The organism is Synechococcus sp. WH 5701 (genome assembly GCF_000153045.1).
GTDB classification, from domain to species: Bacteria; Cyanobacteriota; Cyanobacteriia; order PCC-6307; family Cyanobiaceae; genus Regnicoccus_A; species Regnicoccus_A antarcticus.
Genome location: NZ_CH724159.1, coordinates 879111 through 894958, shown reverse-complemented (window position 1 = coordinate 894958; position 15848 = coordinate 879111). Strand labels below are relative to the sequence as shown.

Genomic DNA, 15848 nt, shown 5'->3' with positions numbered 1-15848 from the left:
ACCACGCCGCCAAGGCCATAAGGGCCTACCCGCCAACGTTGAGCAAACGATCGAGCCGTAGTTGATGGTCGGCGCTGGTGAGCCGCCTGTAGGCCAGGCCAACGACTCCGAACACCCCCAGCGCCGTCGCCGAAGCGATCATGAACAGGATCACAATCTGGTAGCGAACGGCCGCCTCCGGCGTCGCCCCCTGGAGGATCTGGCCAGTCATCATCCCCGGCAGGCTTACCAGCCCCATCACCATCATCGAATTGATCGTGGGGATCATCGCCACGCGGATGGCGTCGCGCACCACCTCCTGGCAGGCCTCCCAACGGGTCGCCCCCAGGGCCAGGGCCGTCTCCACCCGATCGCGCCCGTTGCGCAACCCCTCCATGAAGCGATCGAGTCCCAGGGAGATGCCGTTGAGCGTGTTGCCCAACACCATCCCCAGCAGGGGGATCAGATATTGGGGGTCGTACCAGGGCTGGGGCTGGATCAGCCCCGTCACCGCCAGGCCAGTCACCAGCGCCGAGGAGGCCATCACCGACAGCAGGCTGTTGAGGTAGATGCCAGCGAAGCGGCGCCGGGTGCGCTGAACGGCCGAAACCCCCGCGATCATGGCCATCGCCGCCCCCACCAGCACGATCAGCGGCGCATTGTCCTGGCGGAACAGCCACTCGAGCACGAAGCCCACCAGCAGCAGCTGCACCACCATGCGCAGGGAGGCCACCAGCAGGCTGCGAACCAGGCCCAGGCGCAGCGCCGCCGAAAGCCCCACGTTCACCAGGATCAGCAGGGCGGAAAGCGCCAGGCGGCCATCGCTGATCGTCAGGGCTCCGGAACTCAAGGGGGTCACAGGCGGAGCTCCAGTGTCCGGGTGGCGAAGCGTTGGATCTGCTCGCTGTCGTGGCTGGTGAACACGGCGGCGCGCGGGCCTGCGGCGAGCCACTCGATCAGCAGGGCCTCGAGCGCGGCGGTGGTGGCCCCATCGAGGGAGGCGGTGGGTTCATCCAGCAGCAGCACGGTGGGATCGAATTGCAAGGCCCGCAGCAGCGCCATCAGCTGCAGCTCGCCGCCAGAGAGCCGCTCGGCGTCGTAGGCCAGGAACGATGGATCGCGCCCCAGGGCTGCCAACCATCCCTTGATCCGCTCGCGCCGCCAGCCCCCACGCCCGCGCAACTCCTGGAAATTCCAAGGTGAGCGCAGGTTCGCCTCCACCGTGCCCCCATGGGCGACGGGCCGCTGGGTGAGATACAGCACCATCGAGCGCCAGCGGGGTAACCCCCAGGATGTCGGCGTGCGCCCCTGCAGGCTGATCGTGCCGTCCTGCAGAGGGTCGAGCATGGCCAGGGCGCGCAGCAACAAGGTCTTGCCCGCCCCCGAGGGCGCCACCAGCCCCAGGCGCTCACCGGCGGCCAGCTCCAGATCGAGTTGGCTCCAGAGGAGTCGATCCCCTAACTGACGCTTGAGCTCCTCGGCGCGCAGGAGCAGGGGGCGGTCCAAGGCGCGATGACAAGACAGAACTCACTTTGATCGAAGCCGCCGAGGTGAACGCCAACAGGGCCAATCACGACTGCGTTGGTGTTCAGGCCTGGCTCGGATCCCATCGGTGTCAAGGCGTCGCGTGTTGGCGTACAGCACGATTTGTTGGTTCGTCAGCGGTGCCGGCATCTGGCTCAATGCCTGCCCCACCACGCTTTTCCGGCCATTCCGTTCCAGCGGTTGCCTGAGTCCCGTAGCGAGCGCCTCACGGCGGTGCTGAAACGGCATGGCTTGGAGCCTCGGCCCCGCTTCCGTCCCTTCGGGCAGCGGCACTGTCAGGGAGGCCTGGAGATTCAGACGACGCTCGCTCCAAACTCCCCTGCTATGCGTCCGGCCCTAAAACAGTTCTAGGAACGATCGCCATCGGCCGCTCTTGGGCTGGCTAAGTGTGGAGTTCTCCAGCTTGTGCCACCGCCATGGGATACCAACCAATCGATAGGACTGGATGGCGCTTGTTCAACAAGCCACGTTGCTGAACAACGACTGCTCGATCAGAAGTTGCTTACTTTGACGCTGCCGAAAGCAGGGCATCCTTTAGCCTGTCAGAATCGGCAACAGCATCAGTGCCAGGACCTTCACCAGTATTCCCCAGAAGCTCAGGTTTTTCAGCAAAAGACTCGATCAGAGCAGAGAAGAAGCTTTCTTGCTCATTGAGCATCCTCGTCTCCATGGTGCCTAACCTTCCACCGATGCACCAACGAACAGATCCATCAATACCTGTGATGACCACCCCTGGACGCTGAGAAAGTGCACTATGAATCGCTAAGGGATCGTCAGAGGAAAAGAATTGATCGGCTTCTTCTGGGGTGCAGCGGATCAAGGTTGCCTCTTGGGCCAATGGATGGAAGCGTCTCAAAACTTCGGGCGTCGGCTTAGAGCCTGGCTCTAGGCCCCAGGACTCAGGGTGCCAGGCCACGTCAAGGGCGATGGCAACTCCATGTGGAATCGCACGCTCAAGAACCATCGTCAGCGTTGTGCTCTCTGTTGCCCCAACAAGGGAGTTGCTGGTGATCAGTAGCCAAGATGTTTTTGAGACATCTGGCATCAAGGTTTCAACCAGGCCCGCAGGTGTTTGATGGGAAGCGTAGGCTTCGCCAAAAACGGCGGAAAAATCAATAACAGCTGGCATGTGTGGATCGCTCATTGCAGTTGATAACTTGATGGAAGAAGCTAAAGGGCTGAAAGTCCTATTGTAAATTCGACATTGCAAGCAAGGGCGAAAGCAAGATCACCCCCTACCCCCAGGCCTGAATTGGGCTTGAGTTTCAGTTACCCTGTTCCACAAACTCGTGGAATCGAGTGGCCAAATCTTGGAGCAGATGATCTGTCTGGATCAGCAGAGTTTCCCAGTTCTCTTGGGTCGCTCGTCGCAAGCTCTCCACCTGAGCAAAGGCTTGATCTCGGGCTTCGGTCAGCTCAATCACTCGTTTTTCGGTTTCGACGCGGAGCTCCGACGACACGCTTTGCAGTGCCTGCTGGAGTTTCTCGATCTGTTGTGACCAAGCCTCAATCTGTGCCTGCTTCTTGTCGAGGATGGCTTGCCTGAGACGCTCATCCACCTGGCTTTGACCTTCAACTTGGTTGCCGAAGGGCCGCTGAGTTGTGTTGGTCATTGTGTTACCTCTTTGTATTTGGCAATGGACACGCTTAATTGCGGGTGACTAGAAAGGGTCAGCAAATCTCTTGGCCATCTAGAATTGCCTGCAATGCATAAAAAGAACATAGTCAGATCTGAATCGGAGAGCTTGAACCGATTGTGTGGCTCACCACAAAACTGATTGAAGAACCGATCCAATGGAGCGACTTTTAGTTGGTGGCGTCGTGCACTGCATCTTTCAGGTCTTCCAGGGCATGTTCACCGCTGGCCTGGGCTTGCTTGGCCTTGCCCGCCAGCTGATCCTTCTTGTCACCGGTGATGTTGCCAATGGTCTCCTGAGCCTTGCCTTCGATGTTCTTGGCGGTGGCTTTCATGTCTTTCCCCAAACCCATGACTGACTCCTTTGTGAGTGCTCACATCCATGGGATACGGATGTGTCCTCCAAGTCTGCTCAGGAACACGATCATTGATTCACTAACGACCTTTCGTCTTCCTTAAGTTCTCCTGCATTAAATCCGAAGCATTAAAGATTTTACTCAGACATCCTCTGATCTGGCCGAATTGATGCGCATCTTCAGCAGTTCTGCTTCATTTCAGTGGATCCGTGCAGAGCACTCCCCATGAAGGATCGAAACGCCGGGCGCAACGTTGCATGGAAGCGGTACAGGACGCGGGCAGGCTGGTGAACGCCCGGGGCAGGCCGGCAGGCCGTCGGCAGCTCCGCCCCCACAACACACGATTCAAGCCCAGTGGCCTGGTCGCCGGGCTTCGTTGTGTCTTCGGGTGCTGGACACGGCCCCGGAGGCACCAGAATGGTTCACACTTCCCTAAGCAAGGAGAGGCCATGACCACCACCCTGGAGAAACCAACCGCGCTCCAGTGCGCCTGTCCGGGTTGTCACTGCACGGTGAAAACGGACACGGCATTCCGCAGCGGCACCTTGCTCTTCTGCAGCGACGCCTGCGCCACGGGGCACCCCAACGGCGAACCCTGCCATGCCGGCTGCGGCTGCGAATGCCATGGCTGAACCTTGCTCCACCTCCCGCAGGACCGATCCCCCTGGAGCTGCAGGCCGGCGTGCACCTCGGCACTAGCAGGGTGTTGCCCTTAGAGGGTGTCAGGCAACAGCGACAACCGGCCCGGATGCAGCGGCGTGTCCATGGTGCCGGCGCCAATCAGATCACACGACCTGATGCACGCCACCACCCTGCCGACCCATGAACGACCTGCCCGCCTGGAATCATCTCCTCCAACACTACGTGGACCGGGCGGGCCGGGTGGATTACGAAGCCTGGAGAACCCATCACCCCGAGACCCTCAGCCGCTGGCTGGCCAGGCAATCTGCTGATACCCACGGCCGACAGGATCACATCGCCCACTGGATCAACCTCTACAACGCTTTCACAATCCAGTCGGTGCTCTCGGCCTATCCAATCGCGTCGATCCGCCCCACCCTGATCGGGCTGCCGAACTGGATCGCGTTCCTGCGATTCTTCCAGCGGCGCGTGCATCGCCTTGGCAATGAGTTCTTCAGCCTGGCGCAGATCGAAAACAGGATGCTGCGCCAGCGCACTGGTGATCCCCGCATCCACTTCGCGATCGTCTGCGCCTCGGTGGGTTGTCCGCTGCTGCGCCATGAGGCCTACACGCCGGAGCGGGTGGACGAGCAACTGGAGCAGGATGTGACCCGCTTCATCAACAACCCTGCCAAGGTGCGATTCGATGCTGAGAGGGGCGTTCTGTACTGCAGCAAGATCTTCCGGTGGTACAAGGCTGATTTCCTGGCGGTGGCGCCTTCCCTGCCCGACTACATCCTTCCTCGCCTGGGCGGCGTTTCGGTACAGGATCATCAACCCCGGGTCGCGTTTTTGCCCTACGACTGGAGCCTGAATCAGCGGATGTCCTCGTAGAGGCGCTTCAGGGGCGCTGGTGGCATGCCCAGACCCCAGAGCACGCCGATGGAGAGATAGATCGCAGCGGCCTTGGTGGCGCCCCAGCGCTGCACCCGCCGGTCGGAACTGATCACCACCCGGTTGATCAGCCGGATGCGTCCCTGCTTCAGCAGCCGCAGGCAGAGATCGCCGTCCTCCAGGATCGGCAGAGCTTCGTTGAAGCCACCGACCGCCCAGAAGGTTTGCCGGCGACAGATCATCACCTGATCGCCGAACAGCAGACGCAGTCCGCGCCAGTACAGGTGTGGGCGAAACAGCAAAGGCGCCAGATGGGTCTTGAGCAGGTTCAGGGCCGAAATCCCCCAACGGGTGGTGTCATCGCCACTCATCAGCGACACGAAGCCCGCCCCAGCGATGGCCCGGTCCTCCAGCACCCGCTCCGCGATCGCCACCAGATCGGTGGGAACGAGGGTGTCGGCATGCAAAAAGCAGAGCAAGCTGCCGCGGGCCTGCCGTGCGCCTGTATTCATCTGGATCGCCCGGCCCGCTGATTCGCAGGGGAAGACGGCCACACCCGCCGCGGTGGCGATCGCCCGGGTGGCGTCGCAGCTGCCGCCATCCACCACCAGCACTTCGAGGGCCGGTGGATCGAGGGCACGCACATTCGCCAGCGTGCGTCCCAGGCTGGCGGCCTCGTTCAGGGTAGGAATGATGATCGACAGTGGCGCCATGCCAGTGCCTCTCATCGCTGGGGCTTCAGGAGCAGACCCCAGAAGCGATTGAACGGATGCACAAGCGTGGTGGGTTGGCCCTCATGCACCAGCTGATGCCCTTGATTCACCCATTCAAACAGCCCTCCCTCCAGATTCACGGCCTTCCGGAAGCCCTGCTCCCGCAGCCGGTTCACCACGGCCGCACTGCGCACCCCCACTGCACAGCACACCAGGATCGGCCGCTCCATCGAGGCTTTGCCCAGCGAGCCTGAGAGCGGAATCTCCTCCCCATCCCCGAGAAGCACCGCGCCTGGGAGGCAACTCACGTTGAATTCGGCGGTCGTGCGGGCATCGAGAATCAACCAGTCGCCAGCCTGCTGCATCGCCAGGATCTTTTGCAGGCGATCACAACGAATGGAGGGAACCGATGAATAGTGCAACCGGATCCACAGCTTCAGCCAGAACCACACGAAGCGTTGCATCGAGTACCAGCCAACAGCTGATCACCATGACCCGGTGCTGAACAGCAGTTGCAGCACCGTGAATCCCGCCAGACAGGTAGCGGCCAGCAACGGGATTGTGTGCAGCATGAATGAGAGTCCCTGGTTCTCCGGTCTACTCACGCCGCCTTCCCCATCCGTGCCGATGGGAGGCCGGGTGTGGAGAACAACAGACACATTTACAGATGAAGTTGTGTTGCCGATTGCGTGATGATCGCTTCTCGTTACCTTCAGGACAGGAACCACCGCTAGAGCCCGCGCACGAAAACCCCCACCACGGAGCCGCAGCAGGCCAGCGGCACGGAAGTGCTGATTCGGATCAGCGCGATGGATTGCGCCACGGAGGAAGCCGAGATTCGCCAAGCCCTCTCAGGCCTCGACGGAATCCACGGCCTGAAGTTCCTGCTCGCCGAGCGCGTTCTGGCAATCGATGCCGAAGCGGCCGCACTGAGTTCCGCCCTTGCTGCGATCCGCCGGCTTGGATTCAGCCCGGAGCCGATCAGCCCCGATCACCGGCCGTCTGCAGCCCAGACCTGCGCTGAACGGCGACGCGAACGAGTCCGCCTGGGGAGCACCCTGGCGCTGGCGATCACGGCGGAGCTCCTGCATCTGATCGTTCCAGTCTTCCCGGGCCACGAACTGCTGGAGATCGTGATCGCCATCGCCGCGATTGCTCTGGCGGGCTTCTCCGTGTTTCGCAAGGGCCTGGCCGCTCTGCGTCAAGGCCGGCTCAACATCAACGCGCTGATGAGTGTGGCGGTGACAGGCGCCTTCCTGATCGGTCGCTGGCCGGAAGCCGCCATGGTGATGGCGCTGTATTCCGTGGCTGAGGCGATCGAAGCGCGGGCGGTGGATCGGGCTCGCCAGGCGATTACCAGCCTGATGGCGATGGCTCCCGACGAGGCGGAGATCCTCCAGCAGGAGGACCGATGGCGAAGAGTCAGCGCCAGTGCCGCGGTGATCGGCGATGTGGTGCGCGTCCGCCCGGGCGAACGGCTGCCGCTCGATGGCACCGTGCTCAGCGGCGAGAGCGCGATCGATCAGGCCCCGATCACCGGCGAAAGCCTGCCGGTGGATAAGAGCCCTGGTGATGAAGTCTTCGCGGGCACGATCAATCAGAGCGGCGAGCTCCAGATCTGCGTGACGGCGCCCGCCTCACTGAGCACCCTGGCGCGGATCATTCAGGCCGTGGAAGAAGCCCAGGCTTCCCGCGCGCCGATCCAGCGCTTCGTCGATCGCTTTGCAGCGCGCTACACACCCGCAGTTTTCGCGGTCGCCCTGGCTGTTGCTCTGCTGGCGCCACCCTGGCTGGGGTTCACACCTCTGCAGGCGATCTACAAGGCCTTGGTGCTGCTGGTGATTGCCTGCCCCTGTGCACTGGTGATCGCCACCCCGGTCACGCTGGTGAGCGGCCTGGCCACCGCCGCACGGCGCGGCATCGTCATCAAGGGTGGTCTGTACCTCGAGGAGGCTCGCAAGATCAAGGTGCTGGCGCTCGACAAGACCGGCACGATCACCCTGGGCAAGCCGAAACTTGTGGCCTTCCTCCCCCTGCAGGAAAGCGGCGATGCCGCTGGGCTGCAACAACTGGCCAGCAGCCTGGCGGAGCGCTCCGACCATCCCGTCTCGCGGGCCGTTGCTGCAGGTCTTGATGGCGAGCGTCTGAACGTGGAGGCCTTCGAGGCCCTGCCGGGGAGGGGTGTACGTGGCCTGATCTCGGGACGGCCTCTGATGCTGGCGAATCACCGCTGGATCGAAGAGCTGGGGCTCTGCTCGAGCGAGCTGGAAGCCACGATGGAAGCTCAGGAGCACATGGGCCGCTCGCTCAGCCTGCTGGCCGATGACAACGGCGTGCTCGCCCTGATCGCCGTCGCCGACACCGTGCGACCCAGCTCATTGGCCGCGGTGGAAGCCCTTCGGGCCCTGGGCGTCACCCCGGTGATGCTCACGGGTGACAACGCAGCGACCGCCTCTGTGATTGCGACCCAGGCAGGGATCCAGCAGGTGAAGAGCAACCTGCTCCCCCAGGAGAAGCTCGAGGTGATGTCCAACCTGCAGGCCCGCTATGGATCCACGGCCATGGCCGGCGATGGGATCAACGATGCGCCGGCTCTGGCCCAGGCGAACATCGGTTTTGCGATGGGGGCAGCCGGCACCCACATCGCCATGGAAGCGGCTGATGTGGTGATCATGAACGACGATCTGATGCGCGTGCCTGAAACCATCGCCCTTTCTCAACGCACTTTTCGAATCCTGCGCCAGAACATCGCGCTGGCGCTGGGAATCAAAGCCCTCTTCCTGCTACTCACCCTGGCTGGAAACGCCACGATGTGGATGGCAGTCTTCGCGGACATGGGCACCAGCCTGATCGTGATCGCCAATGGTCTGCGACTGCTGCGCATGTCCATGGCTATCAAGCTGGAGGGCTGAAGCTGTGGGGGCTGATGAAGCGGGTGGTTAGCGTCGGTGCGTTGAGACACCAGCAGTCACCCCATCCGTTTCGCCCCCAGGCAGGGCCCAGGGGTTTGCAGTGATCCGCACTTGGACCTGAGGATCAGAAACAAAACGGCAGATACTGGGTGCGGCAGGCTGCGTAGCCATCCACGAGGGCGCCAAGGCCGATCTGGTGGGCAATCCCAAAGCCCGTCAGGCCTTCGACGACAATGCCGATCACAAGGCCAAGCATGGCGGCGCGGCCATTGAAGAGCTCAGCGCGTTTGAGCTGATCCATGTGGATCTGCTGTTCAGTGGGCTCCTGGGAGCTGGGCAGGTTGACTGGAGTGTTGGTCATCGATTCCTGAGGTGAGTGGACGTGGGCTGGTCGTCAGTCCGCGAGATCTGGTTGCAGCAGCGAAGCCGCAAGCCAGGTGCTGAACAGAACGATGGTGAGGGTGGCGGTCATCGGGTTTTCTGGGCCAGATCGCTGGGACGGCTGAGCAGGAAGGTCACCATGCCGGTCAGAACAACCACAAGGGCGATCACGGCGGCAGTAGCTGCGGTGTAGTCGGTACTCATGGCGATCAACCCAGACCGATCTGGGAAAGGATGCCCTGACCGGTGAGCAGCTCGGTGCCCAGGCCGATCACGAAGCCGAGCATGGCGAGGCGGCCATTCCAGGTTTCGGCAAAGGCGACAAACCCAAAGCGGGAAGCGGAATCAGTCATGTGTGTAACGGTGTTCTTGAACAAATGTAACAGCTTGTGAAGCTCCTTGGCGATGCAGCGCGCTTGACGTGGATCCCAAAACCTGAACCCGTCCTCAGGGGAGCTGCCCTGCCAGCCGGGGTTGGCCCCCGGAGAAATCTCATGAACGCAAGCGCCACACCCCTGAACAGATCGCCCTGAAGCTGACGGCCGCCAGCCTCCAGACTCAAGGGACTGCAGCGGACGCCGCACCCCCCCCCCACCCATGCTCACCATCGAATCGGTTGAGCTGCTGCTGCTGGTGGCGGCGGTGGTGGCCATGGTGGCCCGCAGGCTGCGGCTGCCCTACAGCGTGGGCCTGGTGCTGGGGGGCATCGTGCTGGCCTGGCTGCCCTTCGCCCCCGACATCGCCCTGACGCGGGAGCTGATCTTCAACGCCTTTCTGCCGCCGTTGATCTTCGAGGCGGCGTTTTACATCGCCTGGCCGTCGCTGCGCAAGGACCTGCCGGTGGTGCTCACCCTGGCCACGGTGGGGGTGGTGCTCTCCGCCGGCATCACCACGGTGGGGATGCACGTCCTGGCCCACTGGAGCTGGCCGGCGTCGCTGCTGTTCGGCGTGCTGATCTCGGCCACCGATCCGGTGTCGGTGATCGCCACCTTCAAGGAGGCGGGCGTGCATGGCCGGCTGCGGGAGCTGGTCGAAGCGGAGAGCCTCCTCAACGACAGCACCGCCGCCGTGGGCTTCGGCATCGCGATCGCCTTCGCCACCGGCGCCGCCATCACACCGCTGGGCACCACACAGTTTCTGGCGGTCACGATCGTGGGGGGCGTGGCCTGTGGCGCGGCGGTGGCAGCAGCCTTGCTCGCCCTGGCCGGCCGCACCGAAGATCCCCTGGTGGAGATCACCTTCACCACGATTGCGGCCTACGGTTCCTTCCTGCTGGCGGAGCACCTGGAGGTGTCGGGGGTGCTGGCCACCCTCACGGCTGGAATCATGCTGGGCAACCTCGGGCCCCTGGGTGCCATCTCCCCCAAGGGGCGCGAGGCGGTTCAGTCGTTCTGGGATTACGCCGCCTTCGTGGTGAATTCGCTGATCTTCCTGCTGATGGGGATGTTGGAGGCCCACCAGAATTTCACCAGGGTGCTGCTGCCGATCGGCATCGCCATCGCCCTGGTGACCGTGGGGCGGGCCCTGTCCACCTATCTCTGCTGCAGCCTGTTTCAGGGCTCACCCCTGCGGGTGAAGGCCAGCCACCAGCACGTGCTTTTCTGGGGCGGCCTGCGCGGCGCCCTGGCCCTGGCCCTGTCGCTGGGCCTGCCCACCAGCCTCCCTTACCGCGACACCGTCGTGACGGTGGCCTTCGCCGTGGTGGCCTTTTCGGTGATCGTGCAGGGGCTGTCGATCACACCGCTGATGCGCTCCCTCGGCGAGATCGGACCGGCCAGCGCCGACATCGCTGGAGACATCGCTCTGGAGGCCAGCCGCTGAGAGTTTGCGGAACAACGGCCTCAGGGGGTGTGTTTTTTCATCTGCCACATGGGCATCTGCTGATGACCACCCTGGGCGATGGCGGCAGCGGGGTGGCCTGCTCCGGCTGCCAGGGACGGAAGGACTTGAGCTTCTGCATGCCCCATTGTCTCGCCCAGATCCGTTGCGCTCACAGGGATCTGGGCAGATTTAGGGGCGTATGTGGAGAGCGCGCTGGCGATCGATGCACGACAGGCTCCAAGGCACATCTGAACATACAGAGAATAGCTTGTTTGATATTTTCTCAATGGTGCCTTTAAAGTATCAGTATTTCGAGACTCCATTCATCTCGCAAATTAATGTCAATACCTGCATCAATGTGAAGTAAGTCTGTGCCAAAATTCGAACTTGCTCTGGATTGAGCGGGACCAATGGCCGAACTCCTCGCCTGGCTGCCCAAAGGGCTGACTGCCCTGGTCATTCTTGTCGTGTCGTGGCTGGTGTGGCGCATGACACGGCAGGCCGTGGGACTGACGAACGAGCGGGCGGGGCTAGATCCTACCGCCAGTAATTTTCTACTGACGATCCTGAAATATGTGATTCTCACGATCGGGGTCGTGACCGCCCTCGGACGGGTCGGCGTCAACACCACCTCCATTCTCACCAGCCTCGGCGTTGTCGGATTGAGCCTTGGCTTTGCGGCCAAAGATGCCCTCTCGAACATGATTTCGGGGCTGTTCATCTTCTGGGATCGCCCCTTCGTCCTCGGTGATCTGATCGAGGTGGGCGGACACTATGGCCGGGTGGATCGGATCACCATGCGTTCAACCCGGGTGGTGACACCCGATGGGCGAATGCTTGCTGTTCCCAATACGATGGTGGTGAATTCGATCGTAGCCTCTTACACGAACTTTCCTCATCTTCGCCTTGATATTCCCTTTACCGTGGGCGTGGAGGAAAACCTTGCCAGGGTCCGGAAGATCGCCCTTTCCCAGTGTCCCAGCGATGACCTACTGGTGGAGGAGCCGCCGGCCAGGGTGGTTGTCACAGCCCTGAATGATTACAACGTTGCCATGGAACTTCAGGTGTGGCTGGCCGACGAGAAGCAACACATTCCCATCCGCCATCTTCTGCGGGAGCGGCTGTTCGAGGCCCTGCGCGAGGCAGGAATCGACATGCCTTTCCAGACGCTGGCCCTGCGAACTCTTCCGGACCGGCCCATGGGCGCCACCGCCGGATCCCCCGCTGCTTCGGCTCTCCCATCCTCCCCCGATCCTCCGCGGGGATGAAGCCGGTTCGCTTTCGATCTGGGGACGATCGGCCCCCCACGCGCCCGGGCAGCATCCACTAACTTTGGCGGGATAAGACTTCCTTTTCTCTCGGGTTTCTGCACCATGAAAAGCATTGGGCTGGCCCTGGGCAGCGGTGGAGCCAGAGGCTGGGCCCATATCGGCGTGGTGCGTGCCCTGCAGGAAGCCGGGATCAGAATCGATTACATCTCCGGGGCCAGCATCGGAGCTCTGGTGGGGGCCATCTACTGCGCCGAGGAACTGGATGAACTGGAAGACTTCATCAGGGACCTGAGCTGGAGAGACATGCTCTTGTACTTCGACATGGTCTTCCCCACCAGTGGTCTGCTGGATGGCAACAAGGTCTATGAGCTGCTCTCGGAGCACATGCAGGGGATGAAGATTGAGGAGTCCCCGATTCCCTTCTGCTGTGTGGCCACTGATCTCATCAAGGGCGAGGAAGTGCACCTCAGCTCCGGGTCCATGGTGGACGCCGTGCGGGCCAGCATCTCCGTGCCTGGAATCTTTACGCCCTTCTGCCATGGGGATCTCTTCCTCGGAGATGGCGGCATCGTCAATCCCGTTCCGGTGGATGTGGTCAGGGCGATGGGAGCGGACGTCGTGATCGCGGTGAACCTCAACCGCAACCACGTCACCGGTGGCCTGGCGGACTCCGCCCCGCCCGATTTCCAGAGCCGGAGGAGCCCGATTCCCGGTTCCGGGGATTCGGCCGGCCCCGGCGACGACCTGGAGGAAGGGCAGGACGACCCGCCCCCCAGGACACCCAGTGAATCCTCGAAGCGCCGCAGGGAGTCGTTTCTGAAGAGCCTCAGGGATCGGTATCAGAGTCTGCAGGGCACCCTGCAGGACAAGGTGGATCAGTGGTTCCCCGAGACGGACCCCGGTCCGAACATCTTCGACGTGATCGGCACCTCCCTGAACGTGATGGAGCAGCAGGTCACCCGCAGCCGACTGGAAACCCACGCTCCCGACCTGCTGGTGGAGCCGCCCCTGAACGACTTCGCCATCTTCGATTTCCACAAGGCCGGCAGGATCATTCGCATGGGCCACACCGCCATGACGCAGCAGCTGCCGGCCCTGAGGGAGTTGCTCTGATGGCGCCCCCCCTGTTCGATCCCGTGCGTGCCCGGCTGGACTCCTGGTTCGCGCGCCGCAAGTCCCAGCTGGTCGACGATCCCCTGGAACCCCTGCCCAGAGAACGGAGCCTCGCCCTGCAGCGGCGGGTCGCCGCCCTGGACGTGCCGACGCCGCTGCGGACCTTCGTGGGGGAGAGGCTGACCGAGGCGCTGGCGGCCTGGCGTTCCGATCGCGAGGCCGCCAACGTGATGATCGTGCTCAGCCGGCCGGTAGAGCCCATGGCGCCGGTGATCGAGGCGGTCCTGACCGACTGGGACGGCCGCTCCACCCCCTGCCGGGCCCTCCTGCCCTGCCGCCATCGTCCCCAGGATCCGGCGGCCATCCCCCGGATGCTCACCGCGGCTCTGGAGGAACCCCTCCCACCGGCCGGATCCGAGGGGAAAGCGGCGCTGCTGAGTCTGGCGAATCTCGACCAGTGCTTCCTCCGCTGCATCGATGGCTGGAGCGGGATCGAGCGTCTGCGGCAGGTGGCCCTAGAGCACCGCGACCGCTTCTGGCTGCTGGGTTGCAACAGCTGGGCCTGGAAGTTCCTCGACCATGTGAGCCAGATCAGCTCCTACTTTCCCGACGCCACGACCCTGCCGCCCCTCGATGGCCCCGCCCTGGCGGAATGGCTGGCCCCGGTGGCCGCTGACCTGGGGCTGAGCCGGCCGGGGGCTCCCGCCGCCGGTGGTCCAGGGTCCGGCGATCCCGCCGTCACTGACGCCGAGGCGGACCAGTGGAGCCAGCTGGCGGAGCTGGCCGCGGGCAGCAGCCGGATCGCCGCGGAACTCTGGCTGGAAGCCCTGCGGCTGGCACCGGACAGCGACGCCGGGGCGGTGTGCCTGCAGCGGCCCGCGTTGCCGGATCTGCCCACCCTGACCGATGAGGACCGCTATCTGCTGCACAGCCTGCTCATCCACGGAACGATGCGCAGGGACCATCTCGCCTTCGGTCTGGGACTGCCCAGCCATCGCCTTCAGCCCCGCATCCACTGGCTTCTCGGGGAGGGGCTGATCGAGACAGCGGCGGGGGAACTGTCGGTGCGGCCGTCGCACTTCCCGTGCCTGGTGAAGGAGCTCGCGGACAACAATTTCTTCACCGGGGAGGCCTGAGCCATGGGGGCCTTCCCCTTCCGTCGCGGGTCCTGGTTCGGGCTGGCGGCGTCGACGGCGGCCTTCCTGCCCGCCGCAGCCCGGGCAGAGACGACCAGGCAGCGCATCCTCGCCGAGGTCACGCTGATGAAGTCGATCGGCGCGGTCTTCGCCGTTCTGCTGGCCTACGCCGGCATCTTCCTGATCGAACGGCTGACCGGCTGGCTGTCCGAAAAGGTGGCGCGTCGCTACCGGTTGCTGATCAAGCAGTCGGTGCCGTTCCTGAAGGGCCTCATCCTGATCATGACGGTCTCCTATCTGCTCGATCAGTTCCTCAACCTCACCCAGAACAATCTTCTGGCCTTGACGGGGACCCTGGCGGTGGCGCTGGGCTTTGCCTTCAAGGATTACGTGAGTTCGATCATCGCCGGGGTCGTTTCCCTCTTCGAAGCCTCCTACCGGGTCGGTGATCGGGTCAGGATCGGCGACCATTACGGCGAAGTGGTGGGCTATGGCCTGCGAAGTCTTCAGCTGGTGACCCCCGACGACAACACCATCACCATCCCCCACAATCTCCTGTGGACCGATCCGATCTCCAATGCCAACAGCGGCAAGCTGGAGGCCCAGGTGGCCACGGAAGTCTATTTCGACCACAGGGTCGATGTCGATCTGGTGGTGGACATTCTCTACCAGGCAGCCTGCAGCAGTCAGTACACCCAGCTGCGCCTGCCGATCGTCGTGGTGATGCAGGAGCACCTCTGGGGCACCCAGTTCAAGTTGCGTTCCTATCCCATGGATGCCCGCGATGAATTCGCCTACCGCACCGATCTTCTGATGCGGGCGAAACGGGCCTTTGCCCAGCATGATCTGCCCTATCCCGTCCGCTCGCTGGCGCTGCTCCAGCAGGCTGAGCCGCTAGATGGCCAGGGCTGATGGCGGAGGCAAAGACCTGATGCCCAATGGCAATGAGTGATTAGGGACTCCTGAACAATGACGGATACAGGAATCCTTGTCGAGTCCCTCTGGAGCCTGTCAACTCCGCGCGCAGGCCATTCCAAGAGGACCACCTTAAAAATCAGCCTATGTGCCCCATAGAGACTCCAGGAGGCTGTTGCTGGGGAACAAAGCCTCTGCAAGCTATAGAACTAGGCCAAAAGGAAGACAAATAAGAGGTTGAGAAGCCTCAGAGACTTCTCAGCACATAACACCAAGAAGGCCATGAAGATAGAGGTTTCAGCGACGCTGGCGAGCCTTACCACATCAGCTTGAGCGAATACTTGCGCCCGCTTGTACCAAATGGTCTCTCAACCTCATTTCTGCGGCGTTGATCAGCACTGAGTTGCACCTTGCGCCCAGCATTCAGCTCAGCGCTTTAGTGGACTGAGCCGCTCCGCGGCAGATTCAGACCCACTACAGCCCACTCTACGCAATGTGCCCAAAGGCTGATGGGTTGATTGCCGGGCAGCCTGGACTGCGGCAGCAGGCCCGATC

Annotated in this window: 17 protein-coding genes; 8 read left to right on the top strand and 9 right to left on the bottom strand. The window is 62.8% G+C overall.

Features of this window, described 5'->3' with window-relative positions:
* Nucleotides 1–25: 25 nt before the first annotated feature.
* The 5 genes from fetB to WH5701_RS05450 all read right to left on the bottom strand — a co-directional run bounded on the left by fetB (nucleotide 26) and on the right by WH5701_RS05450 (nucleotide 3495).
* Nucleotides 26–838: an iron export ABC transporter permease subunit FetB gene (gene fetB / locus WH5701_RS05465; protein WP_006171044.1), complete on the bottom strand. Its 813-nt coding sequence runs from the start codon at nucleotides 836–838 to the stop codon at nucleotides 26–28.
* Nucleotides 835–1485 (bottom strand): ATP-binding cassette domain-containing protein, encoded by a 651-nt coding sequence (locus WH5701_RS05460; RefSeq protein ID WP_006171043.1) that lies wholly within the window; start codon nucleotides 1483–1485, stop codon nucleotides 835–837. The genes fetB and WH5701_RS05460 overlap by 4 nt, the downstream gene beginning before the upstream one ends.
* A gap of 541 nt (nucleotides 1486–2026) precedes the next feature.
* Nucleotides 2027–2668, bottom strand: coding sequence for a hypothetical protein (locus WH5701_RS17560; protein WP_071934214.1), 642 nt, complete (start codon nucleotides 2666–2668; stop codon nucleotides 2027–2029).
* Nucleotides 2669–2789: 121 nt separating this feature from the next.
* Nucleotides 2790–3137, bottom strand: coding sequence for a hypothetical protein (locus WH5701_RS05455; protein WP_006171041.1), 348 nt, complete (start codon nucleotides 3135–3137; stop codon nucleotides 2790–2792).
* Between the two features lie 193 nt (nucleotides 3138–3330).
* A complete protein-coding gene (locus WH5701_RS05450; protein ID WP_006171040.1) occupies nucleotides 3331–3495 on the bottom strand; it encodes a CsbD family protein in 165 nt (54 codons plus the stop codon).
* Nucleotides 3496–3965: 470 nt separating this feature from the next.
* Between WH5701_RS05450 and WH5701_RS05445 the strand changes: the two genes are divergently transcribed.
* Both WH5701_RS05445 and WH5701_RS05440 read left to right on the top strand, forming a co-directional pair.
* Complete coding sequence (locus WH5701_RS05445; protein WP_006171039.1) at nucleotides 3966–4148, top strand: conjugation transfer protein TrbI; 183 nt, start codon at nucleotides 3966–3968, stop codon at nucleotides 4146–4148.
* Between the two features lie 190 nt (nucleotides 4149–4338).
* Nucleotides 4339–5031 carry a DUF547 domain-containing protein gene (locus WH5701_RS05440; protein WP_006171038.1) on the top strand — a complete coding sequence of 231 codons (693 nt, stop codon included), beginning with the start codon at nucleotides 4339–4341 and terminating at the stop codon, nucleotides 5029–5031.
* Here the strand turns inward: WH5701_RS05440 and WH5701_RS05435 are convergent.
* Together WH5701_RS05435 and WH5701_RS05430 are read right to left on the bottom strand one after the other, a co-directional pair.
* A complete protein-coding gene (locus WH5701_RS05435) occupies nucleotides 5013–5744 on the bottom strand; it encodes a TIGR04283 family arsenosugar biosynthesis glycosyltransferase (RefSeq protein ID WP_006171037.1) in 732 nt (243 codons plus the stop codon). The two genes, WH5701_RS05440 and WH5701_RS05435, sit on opposite strands and share 19 nt — an antisense overlap.
* A gap of 11 nt (nucleotides 5745–5755) precedes the next feature.
* Nucleotides 5756–6208 (bottom strand): rhodanese-like domain-containing protein, encoded by a 453-nt coding sequence (locus WH5701_RS05430; RefSeq protein ID WP_006171036.1) that lies wholly within the window; start codon nucleotides 6206–6208, stop codon nucleotides 5756–5758.
* A 324-nt stretch (nucleotides 6209–6532) separates the two neighbouring features.
* On the opposite strand from WH5701_RS05430, the gene WH5701_RS05425 reads away from it, so the two are divergent.
* On the top strand, nucleotides 6533–8656 hold the full coding sequence (locus tag WH5701_RS05425) for a cation-translocating P-type ATPase (protein WP_255346380.1): 2124 nt from the start codon (nucleotides 6533–6535) through the stop codon (nucleotides 8654–8656).
* Nucleotides 8657–8780: 124 nt separating this feature from the next.
* Here WH5701_RS05425 and WH5701_RS05420 read toward each other — a convergent pair whose 3' ends face one another.
* Nucleotides 8781–9017: a chlorophyll a/b-binding protein gene (locus WH5701_RS05420; RefSeq protein ID WP_006171034.1), complete on the bottom strand. Its 237-nt coding sequence runs from the start codon at nucleotides 9015–9017 to the stop codon at nucleotides 8781–8783.
* Between the two features lie 229 nt (nucleotides 9018–9246).
* A complete protein-coding gene (locus tag WH5701_RS05415) occupies nucleotides 9247–9390 on the bottom strand; it encodes a chlorophyll a/b-binding protein (RefSeq protein WP_006171031.1) in 144 nt (47 codons plus the stop codon).
* Nucleotides 9391–9634: 244 nt separating this feature from the next.
* On the opposite strand from WH5701_RS05415, the gene WH5701_RS05410 reads away from it, so the two are divergent.
* The 5 genes from WH5701_RS05410 (at nucleotide 9635) to WH5701_RS05390 (ending at nucleotide 15290) form a co-directional block, all read left to right on the top strand.
* Nucleotides 9635–10858: a sodium:proton antiporter gene (locus WH5701_RS05410; protein ID WP_006171030.1), complete on the top strand. Its 1224-nt coding sequence runs from the start codon at nucleotides 9635–9637 to the stop codon at nucleotides 10856–10858.
* 410 nt (nucleotides 10859–11268) lie between these two features.
* Complete coding sequence (locus WH5701_RS05405) at nucleotides 11269–12126, top strand: mechanosensitive ion channel family protein (RefSeq protein ID WP_006171029.1); 858 nt, start codon at nucleotides 11269–11271, stop codon at nucleotides 12124–12126.
* Nucleotides 12127–12231: 105 nt separating this feature from the next.
* Nucleotides 12232–13242 carry a patatin family protein gene (locus WH5701_RS05400; protein WP_006171028.1) on the top strand — a complete coding sequence of 337 codons (1011 nt, stop codon included), beginning with the start codon at nucleotides 12232–12234 and terminating at the stop codon, nucleotides 13240–13242.
* Nucleotides 13242–14378, top strand: a complete 1137-nt coding sequence (locus WH5701_RS05395) for a hypothetical protein (protein WP_006171027.1) — start codon at nucleotides 13242–13244, stop codon at nucleotides 14376–14378. The genes WH5701_RS05400 and WH5701_RS05395 overlap by 1 nt, the downstream gene beginning before the upstream one ends.
* A gap of 3 nt (nucleotides 14379–14381) precedes the next feature.
* Nucleotides 14382–15290: a mechanosensitive ion channel family protein gene (locus WH5701_RS05390; RefSeq protein ID WP_006171026.1), complete on the top strand. Its 909-nt coding sequence runs from the start codon at nucleotides 14382–14384 to the stop codon at nucleotides 15288–15290.
* Nucleotides 15291–15848 lie beyond the last annotated feature (558 nt).

Coding starts and splice junctions, on each gene's coding strand:
- WH5701_RS05450 (WP_006171040.1), bottom strand. CDS start 3,495: ATGAAAGCCACCGCCAAGAACATCGAAGGCAAGGCTCAGGAGACCATT.
- WH5701_RS05400 (WP_006171028.1), top strand. CDS start 12,232: ATGAAAAGCATTGGGCTGGCCCTGGGCAGCGGTGGAGCCAGAGGCTGG.
- WH5701_RS05430 (WP_006171036.1), bottom strand. CDS start 6,208: ATGCAACGCTTCGTGTGGTTCTGGCTGAAGCTGTGGATCCGGTTGCAC.
- WH5701_RS05455 (WP_006171041.1), bottom strand. CDS start 3,137: ATGACCAACACAACTCAGCGGCCCTTCGGCAACCAAGTTGAAGGTCAA.
- WH5701_RS05405 (WP_006171029.1), top strand. CDS start 11,269: ATGGCCGAACTCCTCGCCTGGCTGCCCAAAGGGCTGACTGCCCTGGTC.
- WH5701_RS05445 (WP_006171039.1), top strand. CDS start 3,966: ATGACCACCACCCTGGAGAAACCAACCGCGCTCCAGTGCGCCTGTCCG.
- WH5701_RS17560 (WP_071934214.1), bottom strand. CDS start 2,668: ATGAGCGATCCACACATGCCAGCTGTTATTGATTTTTCCGCCGTTTTT.
- WH5701_RS05410 (WP_006171030.1), top strand. CDS start 9,635: ATGCTCACCATCGAATCGGTTGAGCTGCTGCTGCTGGTGGCGGCGGTG.
- WH5701_RS05420 (WP_006171034.1), bottom strand. CDS start 9,017: ATGACCAACACTCCAGTCAACCTGCCCAGCTCCCAGGAGCCCACTGAA.
- WH5701_RS05440 (WP_006171038.1), top strand. CDS start 4,339: ATGAACGACCTGCCCGCCTGGAATCATCTCCTCCAACACTACGTGGAC.
- WH5701_RS05390 (WP_006171026.1), top strand. CDS start 14,382: ATGGGGGCCTTCCCCTTCCGTCGCGGGTCCTGGTTCGGGCTGGCGGCG.
- WH5701_RS05435 (WP_006171037.1), bottom strand. CDS start 5,744: ATGGCGCCACTGTCGATCATCATTCCTACCCTGAACGAGGCCGCCAGC.
- WH5701_RS05395 (WP_006171027.1), top strand. CDS start 13,242: ATGGCGCCCCCCCTGTTCGATCCCGTGCGTGCCCGGCTGGACTCCTGG.
- WH5701_RS05415 (WP_006171031.1), bottom strand. CDS start 9,390: ATGACTGATTCCGCTTCCCGCTTTGGGTTTGTCGCCTTTGCCGAAACC.